The following is a 15,618-nucleotide window of genomic DNA, read 5'->3' as shown; positions in this document are numbered from 1 at the left end:
CTCGCACCTCGCAGTATATTACAAACAATAAAAAGCCCCGCAAGCTTTCACTTGCGGGGCTTTTTTAGCTAATTTAGAAAAGGGCTAATTACTTACCAGCTTCTTTTTCTGCTTTAACTTTTGCAATCACTTCGTCAGCAACGTTAGTTGGACATGGTGAGTATTGTGCGAATTCCATAGAGAATTGGCCACGACCAGAAGTGATAGTACGTAGGTGACCGATGTAGCCGAACATCTCAGAAAGAGGTACGTCAGCTTTAATACGAACACCAGTAACACCAGCTTGTTGATCTTTGATCATGCCACGACGACGGTTAAGGTCACCGATAACATCACCAACGTGATCTTCTGGAGTGAACACGTCAACGTTCATGATAGGCTCAAGAAGTTGCGCGCCAGCTTTAGGCATTGATTGACGGAATGCACCTTTCGCTGCGATTTCAAATGCGATTGCAGATGAATCGACTGCGTGGAAACCACCATCGTAAAGTTCAACTTCAACGTCTAGCGTAGGGAAGCCAGCTAGTACGCCGTTTTCCATCATGCCAGCAAAGCCTTTCTCAACAGCAGGCCAGAATTCTTTAGGTACGTTACCGCCAACAACTTTTGAAGAGAACGTAAAGCCAGAACCAGGTTCGCCAGGCTTGATACGGTAATCGATCTTACCGAATTGACCAGAACCACCAGACTGTTTCTTATGCGTGTAGCTATCTTCAATTGCTTGAGTAATAGTTTCACGGTAAGCAACTTGAGGAGCACCAACAGTAAGGTCAACGCCGTAAGTACGCTTAAGGATATCTACCTTGATGTCTAGGTGAAGCTCACCCATACCTTTCAGGATAGTTTCGCCAGTTTCTTCATCAGTCTCAACTTGGAAAGATGGATCTTCTGCAACCATTTTACCGATCGCGATACCCATTTTCTCAGAACCGCCTTTATCTTTTGGAGATACAGCGATAGAGATTACTGGAGTTGGGAAAACCATTGGCTCAAGCGTTACTTGATCTTTAGGATCACATAGAGTGTGACCAGTTTGCACGTTCTTCATACCAACGATCGCAATGATGTCACCAGCTTGTGCGCTAGTTAGTTCGTTACGGTCATCAGCTTGCATCTCAACCATACGGCCAACACGCTCAGTTTTACCTGTGAATGAGTTAAGAATCGTGTCACCTTTGTTCAATTTACCAGAGTAAATACGAACGAAAGTTAGAGCACCGAAACGGTCATCCATGATTTTGAATGCAAGCGCTTTGAAAGATTCTTCAGTAGAAACGATAGCGTGGTTGCCTGTTTCTTCGCCGTTCTCATCCATTAGAGGTTGAGGATCAACTTCAGTTGGAGAAGGTAGGTAATCTACTACAGCATCAAGGATAACTTGCATGCCTTTGTTCTTGAACGCAGAACCACAGAACGTAGGGAAGAATGCGATATCACGAGTACCTTTACGGATACAACGTTTGATGTCTTCGATAGAAGGCTCTTCACCTTCCATGTAAGCTTCCATTAGGTCATCGTCTTGCTCTACAGCAGTTTCGATTAGCTCTTCACGGTATTGCTCAACGTCATCAACCATGTCCGCAGGAACATCAGTGATTTCGTAGTTTTCAGGAAGACCAGTGTCATCCCAAACGTATGCTTTACGGCTTAGTAGGTCTACAACACCCACGAATTCATCTTCGCGGCCGATTGGTAGAACCATAACTAGAGGAGTTGCACCTAGAACGTTTTTAACTTGGTCAACAACGTTGTAGAAATCTGCACCCATACGGTCTAGTTTGTTAACGAAGATCAGACGAGATACTTCTGATTCGTTAGCGTAGCGCCAGTTAGTTTCTGATTGTGGTTCAACACCACCAGAACCACAGAATACACCGATACCGCCATCAAGTACTTTAAGAGAACGGTATACTTCAACTGTGAAGTCAACGTGTCCAGGAGTATCGATAACGTTTAGACGGTGACCGTTCCAGAAACAGCTTACAGCTGCTGATTGGATAGTAATTCCGCGCTCAGCTTCCTGTTCCATGAAGTCAGTAGTTGATTCGCCATCATGTACTTCACCAGTCTTGTGGATTTGACCAGTTAGCTTAAGGATACGCTCAGTGGTAGTTGTTTTACCCGCATCAACGTGCGCGAAAATACCAATGTTTCTGTATTTCGATAAATCTGCCATTGTCTTACTCTGTTAATAGGATATAAAATGCGCGCAGAGTATATCACAATCTGTGAGGACTGATAGCTTTGCATGCATTTGGGACTAAAAAACTTTGCCTTTTTCTAACATATAGAAAAAGGCAATCTGAAGAAACAATCTAAATGATTGTTAAGTTTAGTGCTAACTTAAAGCGAAAATAGCGTTTAAGTTAGACTGAATTTCTGCTGTATAGAGTAGCTGAAGTGAGCTCAATTACAACTCATCAAAAGCATTAATTGCTTCCGATAATTTTTTCACACCGTGGATCTGCATTCCTGGAATGCCACCTTTAGGCATGTTAGCCGCTGGTACAATGGCTCTCTTGAAGCCGTGTTTAAACGCCTCATTTAAGCGCTCTTGACCGCTCGGTACAGGTCGAATCTCACCAGCAAGGCCTACTTCGCCAAAAACCACCACATCTTTTGGCAATGCGCGGTCTCTGAAACTCGAAAGTAATGCCATTACCAATGCAAGATCAGCACTGGTTTCGGTTACTTTAACACCACCAACGACATTCACAAACACATCTTGGTCAGCCATTTGTAAGCCGCCGTGTTTATGCAGCACGGCTAATAACAATGACAGTCGATTTTGCTCGAGACCAACAGCGACACGACGCGGGTTAGCCAGCTGCGAATAATCCACCAGCGCTTGGATTTCAACAAGAAGTGGACGCGTTCCTTCCCAAACTACCATCACTGAACTGCCTGAGGTTTCTTCTTCACCACGAGACAGAAAAATAGCCGATGGATTGCTCACTTCTTTTAGCCCTTGCCCTGTCATGGCAAACACACCTAGCTCATTCACTGCACCAAAACGGTTCTTGTGGCTGCGCAAGGTTCTAAAACGACTGTCCGTTCCGCCATCTAACAGTACCGAGCAGTCAATAATGTGTTCAAGTACTTTGGGGCCCGCTAAGGTACCGTCTTTAGTTACGTGCCCTACAAGGAAAACGGCAACGTTGTTCTGTTTCGCATAGCGCGTTAATGCGGTTGCCGATTCGCGCACCTGAGCAACGCTGCCTGGAGACGATTGAACATCAGCGACATGCATAACTTGGATTGAATCGATAACCATGATCTTAGGCTGTTCTTTCTCCGCAACTTGACAGATTTTATCAACGTTGGTTTCAGAGAGCATTTTGAGATGCTCTTTTGGTAGCCCTAATCGAGATGCTCGCATCGCAACTTGTTGAAGAGATTCTTCGCCAGTGACATAAAGTGTCGGTAACTGGGAAGAAAGCTGACACATAGTCTGCAATAACAGCGTTGATTTACCGGCACCAGGGTTACCACCAATCAAGATCGCAGCGCCAGGAACAACACCGCCACCGAGCACACGATCAAGCTCTTTGAAGCCGCTGCTAAAGCGCGGGACTTCTTGCAAATCGATTTCCGATAGCGTTTGAACGGAAGATTCAGTTGCACCACCGGCATAACCACCACTGAGTCGTTCGTTACGCGCAACCTGAGGTGAAGCGGCTAACCTAACTTCTGTAATCGTGTTCCAAGCACCACATGCATTGCACTGCCCTTGCCAACGTGGAAAGTCAGCACCACAGTCATTACACACATAAGCTCGCTTTGCCTTAGCCATAAAACCTCAATAATTTGCTTGGTCACGGGTAAATGTTGCTATTTTGTGACCCCGTTGACCGTACAGGTGAAAATAAAAGTTGCAGTAGGGGCATGAATACCTAAAGATCAAATGCAACTCGTCGATAACAATAACGCACCATCCATTCTAACAAGAAAAGTATGCAGCAATCTGAAATTCTATCTGTAGCAGAACGACTTATTCCGGCCTACCATGCCGAAGATTTCGAATTCCTTCTTTCTCAAATGACAGAAGGCGAATCGCCGTCTCTAAAACTGCTCGTTAAAATGGAACTGAATCGTATCATGGCTCCGTGCACAAAGAGCATTGATTTGCGCGGACGTATTGATAATGAATGTCATCAATTCACGCTAGACGAGCGTAAACATTGGCTTGATGACATCGCTTTGAACGCGTATCAGCGTGGTACTAAAAAGTTTAAAGGTTATACCGAGGGCGTGTGGGAGTTAGTGATGACACCTCGCATTCAACCTCTTCGGAATATTGTTAAAACATCCTCTCAAGATGATCAAGATATCACTAACGCTGATAGTCCCTATGAAGCAGAAGCTATTAACCTCGGTTACGATTTAAAACGCAAAGAAAACAGGCTCAAGATCAGCTCACAGGTTGAAATCACCACACCGAAAGGACAAAACCTACATGGTGTGACGGTTGATATCTCTCCGTCAGGTGCAAAGTTCAAAGTTCCAAGAGCGTTTAAATATAACCTAGGGGAAATCATCAGTGTTAAATTCACAGAGCTTGTTGAAAAGTCGCTAGAGACCGATGTTAATGAGGTGGTTGAGTTTCGTATTCTGGGTATTGATGAATCCTACGAAAACAACGCCGTCAAATTTTTAAGATGCATCAGAATCAGCGATACAACGAGTGTGGCTCGTTTACTCGATGAATCTTTAAATAGTGTCAGTAAGAAAACCAGCCATGAGAATCAAGATAGGCTCATTCGAACGCGAACTCGCGGTATTGAACACACCTACCTAAAGTATACCTGTAACCTCCCTCTATTCTTCAGTGGTAGTGAGCTGAAGCTCGCCCTACTCACGGATAATAATCATCCCCAATGGCAATACTGGCATGATGAGCGTAACCAACAGGCTCTGGGCACTTTGTTCAACGAACAACGTATGAATTTACTCGCTAAGCCTGGCGTGAAGGGAACCAGTAATGTTATCTACTCTTTTACCCATGAACATAAAAATAAAACCTTGTTCTACTCGATGATGCTGCCTGAAGCTTCGCGTGAAGAGAGGCAACTGTTCTGGCACATTGGCGGTAAACGTAAAAGTTGGAAGGCGTTCAAATTCTCGGTTTTCGAATTATCCGACTCAGAACGACAAACCTTAGCTGAGCATTCAGATACGCTTGCTCAAAGCTCAGCGCAACTGACTCATTGCGGTATCTTGCAAGAGATCGGTGATCACGAAAGTGCTGCCGATTATCTATTAAGTGAAAAACCACGCATTCCAAGCAGTGACCTTAATCGATTTCGTCATCCACGAACGGTAGTGGGGAATATTCAAAGTATCTACTTTGATTCACAGAGTCGTCGTAAAGAGCCTAGATATAGCTTTAAATCGCCAATTCAACTCACATCACAAGATAGCCCAACAATAAATGGACACACTGTAGACATATCAAAACGTGGCCTAAGCATTACCCTTGAACACCCAATGGTACTCAAGATTGACGATCCGGTTGTGGTGAATTTCAATGAACTGCAACTCTATGATAAAAACTTGCCATTAAGCACAGTGCCTTACCATGTAATTCGTGTAAGCCCGAACGGTTGCAACGTTCAATTGGTTATCACCGAGAATGCAAAAACAATGCGTACCATCGCCTTCCTCAATGGGCTTATCGATCAGAACCAAAGTAAGCTAAATAAGAAGCAAGAAATACTGCCTACCGATTCACTGCTCAAATCACTGCACAGTGTTTTACTTAACAAAATGGTCAGTAATCCAATCTTCATTGATAAGCCGGGCTCAACGTTGCGTTGTAAGCTCATTGGTGTGAACTTCCCACTGAATAAGCATCTAGCCTTACTGGCTAAACTTGGGCACAACCAAAAGTTTTCACTCGAACCTATTTTTAAAGGTCACTCTAATTCGCTATTGGCTGAACCACTTAAAAGAATAGAGGGTGCAGAGCCCAAACATCATGATGTCTATATTGCTGCGGTAAAGTTTGGTAACAAAATTCAATCTGTACATACGAAGTTGGTTAAAGACTTTGCATCTACGAAAGAACGTATCTCGTTCATTAAGAATGCACAAGATCTGGGTGATGTGTATGTACTGCGAGTCACTACCGCACCGATCTTTAATCCATTAACCAGTTTATTCCAATCAGACTTAGCCGAGCTTTCGCGCATCAGTATGCACCAAGCGAAGAAGTTAGAGAGTGAGGTCACCGCTTTTATTGGTTATGGTGAGATAGAAGACATTACCGATGAAGTATTGATTCGATTGGAACTCTCGCATTAAATAGCTGTATCAATTTACCGACTTATCGGATTTGAAAATAGAAAAAGCAGGCTCATCGCCTGCTTTTTTGTATCCGTTATACCGCCCTAAATATGACTAAGGCTTCGCTTGCCAGCTGATCTTTTGCTGCTTAGCTAATACGCCTGACAAGATACAAAGCACCCCACCTAAGCCAGCATAACGCACAGCAGTTTGAGCTTGTTGTTCAACTTTCGGTTTTGCATGGTAAGCAATCCCTAAACCGGCAGAACCCATCATAACCAAGTCATTGGCACCATCACCCACGGCAACGGTGTTATGCAGTTCCAGTTCATACTCTTCAGCAAGCTCTACCAAGATATCCGCTTTGGTCTGCGCGGAAACAACATCGCCTAAAACTTCACCCGTCAATTTACCATTGACGATCTCTAGGGTGTTTGACTGAGCGTGGTCAAGATCAAGAGTATCTTTCAGGTAGTCTGAGAAATAAGTAAAACCACCCGATGCGATCGCCGTCTTCCAGCCAAGTTTATTCAGAGTATTCACCAGCTCAACTAAGTCTGGCATGAATGGCAATGATTGACGCACTTGCTCCAGTATCGACTCATCCGCACCTTTCAGAGCACCCACTCGTTGGCGTAGGCTCTGTTCAAAGTCGAGCTCGCCTTGCATCGCACGCTCTGTGATTTCAGAAACTAACTCTCCTACTCCTGCGAGCTTTGCTATCTCATCGATGCATTCGATTTGAATTGCTGTGGAGTCCATATCCATCACGATCAAACCTGGCTTAGATAAGTCTGGGACCTCGCTAAGGCAAGCATAATCAAGCTTCAATGCTTGTAAAATTTCTTCGTGTGCAGGGGTTAGGTTTCCTGACATCAGTGCCACTTCATAATGTCCCACCTTCCACGTATCGAGGATGGTGTTGTAGGTACCTGTGAAAAAGTCGATGTCATCGAATGATTGTGGAGATAGGTACTCACCGAACACAATCCAATTGGCTTTGGATTTAGCGAGTTGAGAAGCGAAACGAGTCTCGGGGAGTCGGGTTAATAATGTCGTATGCCTTTTAATCGGCAGATATTTCTGAGCGTCCATGTGTATGATTCCTAATTAACTATGCTAAACGTTAACCTATTGCAATTTGAAAACGCAAGTCTCAATATGTCTTAATCATAACATTTGTTTATTTCAGGCTTCGTGAAACATGAATGAATCATTGTTCTCCATACGTAACGCTTTACGAGTACTAGCCCTAATTCTGTTGGCTGCTATGTTCGTGGTAACTATTAAAAACACAGTAGTGATCAGTAAAGGCAATGAGAAAATCCAAGCAAAACAGTTGGAAACGCTGACCAAACTACTGATCTCACAGGCATCACTTTCAGCCAGTAAGATGATCACTCAGCAAGATCAAGAGCGCCTGCTAGAGCTCACTAACCAACTGTCTCAGGATCGATTGGTATTTGATACCACCATCTACGATGCAGAAGGGATCCGACTGGCCTCGAGTGAAAAAGCGCTCTCGGTACGCGAGGTTCTTGGCTTAGACACACCTCTTTCAACGGCAAGTATTGGCAGGCAGCAACTCGTTGAACCTATTTACTCTCCAGAGAGTACGATCATTGGCTTTATCCGCGTGACTTTTGAGACGGGAAAAATGACCGCTATTTCTGATCATCACTACCGTAAGAGCGATCGCTACATGATCGGTATGGTCTTGATGGGTTTTGTCAGTGGCGTGTTGTTCATCATGCTTATTCGTAAAAGAAAGGCTAAGTCTGGGGAGAACTGGCTGCTTAAAAATGTCAGCTCTTAACGGCTTAGTTTAAGACATCCAAGAAAAAGCCCCGAAGCTCAGGCAGCAACGGGGCTTTTTGTTATCTGTTAGCTTATCAAGCTATAGAAAAATGATTACTCTTGGTCACCAAGAAGCACAGAATCGAGTGCAATCACCATCATGTCGTTGAAGGTCGTTTGACGTTCATCTGATGTGGTTTGCTCACCGGTTTTGATGTGATCCGAAACAGTACAAATCGTCAGAGCTTTTGCGCCGTATTCAGCACAAACGCCGTAGATACCGGCCGCTTCCATCTCAACGCCGACGATGCCGTATTTGTCCATCACTTCGAACATGTCAGGATCTGGCGTGTAAAACAGTTCAGCAGAGAAAAGGTTGCCGACTTTGACATCCACACCGCGAGCTTTAGCTGCATCTTCTGCCGCGCGCACCATTTTGTAATCTGCGATAGCCGCGAAGTCATGACCTTTAAAGCGAATGCGGTTCACTTTTGAGTCGGTACACGCCCCCATGCCGATAACCACATCACGCACTTTAATATCTTCGCTCACTGCACCACAACTACCGACACGAATGATCTTTTTCACACCAAAGTCTTTGATCAATTCAGTTGCGTAAATAGAACAAGATGGGATGCCCATACCGTGCCCCATTACTGACACCTTACGACCTTTGTAAGTACCCGTGTAACCAAACATATTACGAACATCACACACCTGAACCACTTCTTCTAAGAAGGTTTCAGCAATGTATTTAGCACGTAGCGGATCGCCTGGCATTAGAACTACGTCAGCGAAATCACCTATTTCAGCGTTAATATGTGGAGTAGCCATTGAAAATATCCTTAGTCTCAAAACAAAAGAAAAGAGAGAGGTTTCCCTCTCTCTTAGTTAACTATTATAAAAAGCTTGTACCGTATCCCATTGGCGATGTGCCGAAGTATGACGCTAAGCTTTGACCGATATCAGCGAAGGTATCACGACGGCCTAGAGAGCCTGCTGGAACCTTGTTACCGTAAACAATCACAGGGATATGTTCACGAGTATGGTCTGAACCCGGCCATGTTGGGTCACAACCGTGGTCTGCTGTCAGGATAAGCACGTCATCTTCTTTCATCATATCGATGATTTCATTGATGCGACCATCGAAGTACTCAAGTGCCGCTGCGTAACCTGCAACATCACGGCGGTGGCCGTAAGCTGAGTCGAAATCAACGAAGTTAGTGAACACGATGGTGTTGTCGCCCGCTTCATTGATCGCTTCTTTGGTTGCTTCAAATAGTGCAGGGATACCTGTTGCTTTGGTTTTCTGAGTGATGCCACAACCTGCGTAGATATCAGAGATCTTACCGATCGAGTGAACGTTGCCGCCCTTCTCATCAACCAGCTTCTGAAGAACAGTCGCCGCTGGCGGTTCAACAGAAAGATCGCGACGGTTACCAGTACGTTCGAATTGACCTTTACCAGCACCAATAAACGGACGAGCGATAACACGACCAATGTTGTAATCAGCTAGCTCTTCACGAGCAATCTGACAAAGGTCTAATAGGTTTTGTAAGCCGAATGTCTCTTCATGACATGCGATCTGGAAAACAGAGTCTGCAGAAGTGTAGAAGATTGGCAGGCCAGTCTTCATATGTTCTTCACCTAGGTTATCTAGGATTTCTGTACCCGATGAGTGGCAGTTACCTAAGAAATCAGATAGACCAGCACGCTCAAGGATGCGGTCAGTCAGCTCTTTTGGAAAGCTGTTCTCTTTGTCGGTGAAGTAGCCCCAGTCAAACAATACCGGTACACCTGCGATTTCCCAGTGACCTGATGGCGTGTCTTTACCAGAAGACAGCTCAGCAGCGTGACCGTAAGCGCCAATGATCTCAGCGTCTGCATCCATACCAGGAGCAAAGCGACCTGTAGACTCTTTGTGAGCCATAGCTAAACCTAGCTTAGACAGGTTTGGCAGCGTTAGTGGACCTTTACGATCCGCATTGTCTGCAAGGCCTTGATCACAATGGTCAGCAATGTGACCCATTGTATCCGAACCTACATCACCGAATGTGTCCGCATCTGCTGTTTCGCCGATACCGAATGAATCTAAAACTAAAATAAATGCTCTTTTCATTTTCTTCACCAACTTATTGCTCTTTGCACCAGAACTCGGTTTATCGGTATACACACGTATACCGATACCTGTTATTTACACGTCTTCAGAACGAATCTGACGGTAAACGTCTGGCGTTGCTGTGTATTCTCCACCGACAATGATTGCATTTTGTAATGCCATCGCAGCTTCTTGCCACTGTTGTTCATTGCGAGCATGAATCATTGCTAATGGTTTATCGTCACTTGCTACTTCGCCAAGGCGAATGAAGCTATCAAAACCGACTGCGTAATCAATGCTGTCTGTTGCTACACGGCGACCACCGCCCATACCAACTACAGCCATACCAATGGCACGCGTATCCATCGCTGATACAACTCCGCTTTGTAACGCGTACACTGGTTTAACAATTTCTGCTTTTTCTAGGTAGTTATCGTAGTTCGTTACGAAATCTGCTGGACCACCAAGGCCCGCTACCATCTTACCGAAGCACTCTGCTGCTTTACCGTTATCCAGTACTGCCATCAGTTTTTCACGCGCTTCGTCTGAATCTTTTGCAAGGTTACCCAGAACCAGCATTTCAGCACACGATGCCATCGTAATTTCTAGCAAACGTGGGTTACGATATTCGCCGGTTAGAAATTGAACCGCTTCACGCACTTCTACTGCGTTACCCGCTGAAGAAGCCAGAACTTGGTTCATGTCCGTTAGGATTGCCGTTGTTTTAGTACCCGCGCCGTTTGCTACTGCAACGATAGATTTCGCTAGTTCTTCAGAGGCTTCATACGTTGGCATGAATGCGCCTGAACCTACTTTTACGTCCATCACTAGAGAATCAAGACCAGCAGCCAATTTCTTAGACAGAATTGAAGCTGTGATCAACGAGATGTTGTCGACTGTTGCCGTGATATCTCGAGTCGCGTAAACGCGCTTATCAGCCGGTGCTAAATCGCCAGTTTGGCCGATGATCGCTACGCCAGCTTCTTTGGTTACAGCACCAAACACATCGTTGGTTGGTGTAATATTGTAACCAGGGATAGATTCAAGTTTGTCTAGCGTACCGCCAGTGTGGCCTAAACCACGACCAGAGATCATTGGAACGAAACCACCACATGCTGCCACCATAGGGCCAAGCATCAGAGAAGTTACGTCACCAACACCACCAGTAGAGTGCTTATCAACGATTGGGCCATCAAAGTTCATGTGGCTCCAGTCGATCACCATGCCCGAATCACGCATTGCACACGTCAGTGCGATACGTTCTGGCATCGTCATTTCATTAAAAAAGATAGCCATTGCGAATGCAGCAATTTGGCCTTCAGAAACCGTGTTTTTAGCGACACCTTGGATGAAGAAGTTAATTTCTTCTGTGGTCAGTACTTCGTTATCACGTTTTCTGCGAATAATTTCTTGAGGTAGATACATTAGTGCCTCCCAAACTCTAGTGAGTATGGTTTGTAGGGAAAGAGGTAATATGGAGTGACTTAACGCCACTCCATCAAACAGACTTAATTGTTATCAATACTCTAAATATTTGGCGTTGCAGTTAGGCGACTATTCTCTTGAAAGAAAATCGAAGTTCATTCCTATGAGCATAGAAGCTCTATGTGATTAGGACGGCCGGCGAACCGGTGAACTTACGCAGTCAACAACGCTGCGGCGTCAAATATGACGAGTAAATTAGTATGCTGCTGGATCAGCAGTCTGGTCTGTCACTTCTAATGTATTAAGAAGGTTAGTTAGTAGGCTTGAAGCACCAAAACGGTAGTGCATGTTGTCTGCCCACTCAGCGCCTAGTAGCTCATCAGCCATTGCTAGGTATAGTGCTGCATCTTCAGCAGTACGTACGCCACCAGCAGGTTTGAAACCAACTGTTTTAGCTACGCCCATGTCACGAATCACTTCAAGCATCATGCGCGCGAACTCTGGAGTCGCGTTTACTGGCACTTTGCCTGTTGAAGTTTTGATGAAGTCGGCACCGGCTTCGATACAGATTTGAGAAGCTTTCTTGATCAGCGCTTCTTCTTTAAGCTCACCTGTTTCGATGATCACTTTAAGCGTGATGTCACCACAAGCGGCTTTACACTGTTTAACTAGCTCAAAACCCACTTCTTCGTTGCCAGCAATAAGAGCACGGTATGGGAATACTACGTCAACTTCGTCTGCGCCGTACGCTACCGCTGCTTTTGTTTCAGCAACAGCAATTTCGATGTCGTCATTACCATGAGGGAAGTTAGTTACAGTCGCGATGCGTACTTCTGGAGTACCTTGCTCACGCAACGCCTTTTTAGCTGCTGGGATGAAGCGAGGGTAAATACAGATTGCAGCGGTGTTGCCAACTGCAGTCTTCGCGTCATGACAAAGTGCCACTACTTTTTCAGTAGTATCGTCGTCATTTAGCGTCGTTAGGTCCATAAGTTTAAGTGCACGTAGAGCTGCTGCTTTTAAATCGCTCATTTCTATCTCCGATCAATATATTCAAATAGTTAACTACTTCACCATCCATCCAGTATAGATGGATATTTTAGTAATGCTCAGTAGTCACAAATGAACGGACTTGGTTCCCTGAAGACTTGATAACTTTCGCTATCAATTGCAATCCTTGTCACCGCACAGTACCAGTTTGGTCTATGGCACAACAAATCAGTCATGTTGTGTCTAACATCTATAGTGTATTGCTAATCTAGCGTATTGCTAAGTTTGGCTTAATCCCAGAAGAATAACGTTTGAGTAAATTTCAATGTTACTTTCTTGCCAACAGAGACATCCTATCCCTTTAGCTTATACATTATAGGTATCCATCAATAAATTGTAGTGCTCCTTAGAACGCAAACGGTTTGTATCTCAAAAAAACATTCTAGACCCAATATCGAATTCAAACACATGCTCATCTTCATGCTGAAAAACGCGGGGTCTAAAAACAAAAAAGCCCCGCAGCAATTTCTTGCTACGGGGCGATATTATTATGGCGTCTATATATCGATTTCTAACTGATTAGAAAGATAGGAAGAAGCCAGCAATTGTTGCTGCCATCAGGTTAGATAGAGTACCAGCAATAACCGCTTTAACACCCATACGAGCGATGTCGTGGCGACGGCTTGGTGCAATACCACCTAGACCACCTAGAAGAATCGCAATTGAAGAAAGGTTTGCGAAACCACATAGAGCGAATGAGATAATTGCTTGAGTCTTAACAGACATCACTTGACCAGTCGCTTCAACGATTTGAGCGTTGTCACCGATGTATGGTACGAAGTTTAGGTATGCAACGAATTCGTTAACAACTGTCTTCTGACCAATGAAAGAACCAGCAATAGTTGCTTCTTCCCATGGCACACCAATGATGAATGCTAGCGGTGCGAAGATCCAACCTAGAAGAAGTTCTAGAGTTAGGTTTTCCATACCGAACCAACCACCGATGCCACCTAGGATACCGTTGATTAGAGCAATTAGACCGATGAATGCAAGTAGCATTGCACCAACGTTAAGAGCTAGTTGTAGACCAACTGATGCGCCACCTGCTGCTGCGTCGATAACGTTAGCTGGTTTGTCATCGCCACCGTCCATTTCGTCAGCGATGTTATCGTCTGGCGTATCTGTTTCAGGCTTGATGATTTTAGCGAATAGTAGACCACCAGGTGCTGCCATGAATGACGCTGCAACTAGGTACTCTAGAGGTACACCCATAGATGCGTAACCTGCTAGTACACCACCAGCTACAGAAGCTAAACCACCACACATTACTGCGAATAGTTCAGAGTTAGTCATTTTAGGAACAAATGGACGAACAACTAGAGGTGCTTCTGTTTGACCAACGAAGATGTTTGCTGCTGCAGACATTGACTCAGCGCGAGAAGTTCCTAGAGCTTTCTGAAGACCACCACCTAGAACTTTGATTACAATTTGCATTACACCAATGTAGTAAAGTACAGAGATAAGTGCAGAGAAGAAAATCAGAGTTGGTAGTACTTGGAAAGCAAAGATGAAACCGATACCGTCAACTGAAAAGTTAACTAGGCTGCCGAATAGGAAACCAGTACCGTCTTTACCGTAGTCGATCACGTTTGCTACACCAGCAGAAAAACCTGCAAGTAGATCACGACCCCAAGGGATGTAAAGTACGAATGCACCAAGTGCGAATTGGATAGCGAAAGCGCCACCCACTGTTCTTACGTTAATAGCTTTGCGGTTATCAGATAGTAGTACTGCGATTGCAATCAGTACGACCATACCGACTAGGCTCATAAACAGGCTCATAGTTTATGACTTCCTTATTAGTTATTTATTGGCGTGTGACAAAATGGGGCTATAAAGCGGAGGCAATTATACTCATGCGACCACTAATAAAGTAATGCCGTCCTCACACTTTCGTAGAAGATTCATGTACCATTCACACACAAATGTGAGCCAAATCACAAGCCATGTGCAATTTACGCAAACGATAAACAAAAACCTTCGATTTTATTCACATATACGGAATACATGATGGCTATTTTGCCAAACTTGCATTGCAACCGATTGCTTTGACTCTTTTCTAAGCAAAAACAGTTCATTTAAGATCGTAACTAAATACTTGGAATGGTTAACATTTCCTTGCTTTTCATGCATGGGCATGTCCGGTGCATCCGTTTCTAATACCAGACATTCAAGAGGCAGTTTCGAGATAGTGGCGCGTGTTTTTTGTGCTCTTGGGTAAGTAATCGTTCCACCAACGCCAATATAGAAACCAAGCCGGATCCACGCTAAAGCTTGCTGTTCACTCCCTGAAAAACCGTGAATCACACCACCTAAAGTGAACTTGTGCTGCTTTAATAGTTCAATGAGTCGGTTATAAGACTTCCTTTCATGGATGATTAAAGGCAGCTTAAACGCCTTAGCTAGCTCTATTTGTTGGATGAAAAAACGCTCTTGTTTCTCCCGCTCAACATCGACAAAAAAATCGAGACCACACTCTCCTATCGCAACGCATTGGCTGTTTTTTGATGAGAGTAATTGGTGAAGCTCTGAGAATTGCTCGTCATTAGCTTGCTCTAGAAAGTAAGGATGGAAACCTAACGCGTAGTAAACATTAGGGTGGGATTGCGCAATTTTCTCGAGCTTATGCCAGTTACTTTGGCCAATAGAAGGAATAAGAATCTTCTCAACTTGTGCCTGTTTTGCTTCTTTAAGGTAGCCATCAATGCCTTGATCAAGTGCAGATCCCTGATCAATTACACTATTTTGGCAAAAGACGTCAAAATCCGCATGGCAATGAGTATCAAACAGCGGGCATTCACTTAATGGCGGAGTCATCTTCTCTACTCTCTGTTATGTGTTCTTGAGGATCACGACGATAAGCGACACAGCTGCGCTTATTCTCAGGCGTTAATCCCAGATCTTCGCACCACTTATCATATCTTTTAATCCAAGCTTTTATCCAACTGAACATACTTCCCTCT

12 protein-coding genes are annotated in these 15,618 nt (G+C 44.5%); 2 read left to right on the top strand and 10 right to left on the bottom strand.

Going from position 1 to position 15,618, the window contains the following annotated elements; all coding sequences use genetic code 11:
* Positions 1–88: 88 nt before the first annotated feature.
* Positions 89–2,176 (bottom strand): elongation factor G, encoded by a 2,088-nt coding sequence (fusA, locus tag OCV44_RS03355; RefSeq protein WP_139684581.1) that lies wholly within the window; start codon positions 2,174–2,176, stop codon positions 89–91.
* A gap of 234 nt (positions 2,177–2,410) precedes the next feature.
* Positions 2,411–3,793, bottom strand: coding sequence for a DNA repair protein RadA (gene radA, locus OCV44_RS03350; RefSeq protein ID WP_102437794.1), 1,383 nt, complete (start codon positions 3,791–3,793; stop codon positions 2,411–2,413).
* 161 nt (positions 3,794–3,954) lie between these two features.
* Between radA and OCV44_RS03345 the strand changes: the two genes are divergently transcribed.
* A complete protein-coding gene (locus OCV44_RS03345) occupies positions 3,955–6,303 on the top strand; it encodes a PilZ domain-containing protein (RefSeq protein WP_139684580.1) in 2,349 nt (782 codons plus the stop codon).
* 96 nt (positions 6,304–6,399) lie between these two features.
* Here the strand turns inward: OCV44_RS03345 and serB are convergent, their stop codons facing one another.
* Positions 6,400–7,380 carry a phosphoserine phosphatase gene (gene serB, locus OCV44_RS03340; protein WP_017103874.1) on the bottom strand — a complete coding sequence of 327 codons (981 nt, stop codon included), beginning with the start codon at positions 7,378–7,380 and terminating at the stop codon, positions 6,400–6,402.
* 109 nt (positions 7,381–7,489) lie between these two features.
* Between serB and OCV44_RS03335 the strand changes: the two genes are divergently transcribed.
* Positions 7,490–8,101 carry a YtjB family periplasmic protein gene (locus OCV44_RS03335; RefSeq protein ID WP_009847518.1) on the top strand — a complete coding sequence of 204 codons (612 nt, stop codon included), beginning with the start codon at positions 7,490–7,492 and terminating at the stop codon, positions 8,099–8,101.
* Between the two features lie 95 nt (positions 8,102–8,196).
* Here OCV44_RS03335 and deoD read toward each other — a convergent pair whose 3' ends face one another.
* The 7 genes from deoD to OCV44_RS03300 form a co-directional block, all read right to left on the bottom strand.
* Positions 8,197–8,916: a purine-nucleoside phosphorylase gene (gene deoD, locus OCV44_RS03330; RefSeq protein WP_139684579.1), complete on the bottom strand. Its 720-nt coding sequence runs from the start codon at positions 8,914–8,916 to the stop codon at positions 8,197–8,199.
* Positions 8,917–8,980: 64 nt separating this feature from the next.
* Positions 8,981–10,201 carry a phosphopentomutase gene (locus OCV44_RS03325; protein ID WP_139684578.1) on the bottom strand — a complete coding sequence of 407 codons (1,221 nt, stop codon included), beginning with the start codon at positions 10,199–10,201 and terminating at the stop codon, positions 8,981–8,983.
* A gap of 75 nt (positions 10,202–10,276) precedes the next feature.
* On the bottom strand, positions 10,277–11,605 hold the full coding sequence (gene deoA / locus OCV44_RS03320; protein WP_139684577.1) for a thymidine phosphorylase: 1,329 nt from the start codon (positions 11,603–11,605) through the stop codon (positions 10,277–10,279).
* Positions 11,606–11,860: 255 nt separating this feature from the next.
* Positions 11,861–12,637 (bottom strand): deoxyribose-phosphate aldolase, encoded by a 777-nt coding sequence (gene deoC / locus OCV44_RS03315; RefSeq protein WP_048605645.1) that lies wholly within the window; start codon positions 12,635–12,637, stop codon positions 11,861–11,863.
* Between the two features lie 537 nt (positions 12,638–13,174).
* A complete protein-coding gene (locus OCV44_RS03310) occupies positions 13,175–14,437 on the bottom strand; it encodes a NupC/NupG family nucleoside CNT transporter (RefSeq protein WP_086048827.1) in 1,263 nt (420 codons plus the stop codon).
* Between the two features lie 204 nt (positions 14,438–14,641).
* A complete protein-coding gene (locus OCV44_RS03305; RefSeq protein ID WP_139684576.1) occupies positions 14,642–15,472 on the bottom strand; it encodes a TatD family hydrolase in 831 nt (276 codons plus the stop codon).
* On the bottom strand, positions 15,453–15,608 hold the full coding sequence (locus tag OCV44_RS03300) for a DUF5363 domain-containing protein (RefSeq protein WP_246091719.1): 156 nt from the start codon (positions 15,606–15,608) through the stop codon (positions 15,453–15,455). Before OCV44_RS03300 ends, OCV44_RS03305 begins: the two co-directional genes overlap by 20 nt.
* Positions 15,609–15,618 lie beyond the last annotated feature (10 nt).

The sequence above is a fragment of the Vibrio tasmaniensis genome, assembly GCF_024347635.1.
Classification (GTDB): domain Bacteria; phylum Pseudomonadota; class Gammaproteobacteria; order Enterobacterales; family Vibrionaceae; genus Vibrio; species Vibrio tasmaniensis.
This window is presented reverse-complemented; position numbering and strand designations above follow the sequence as displayed.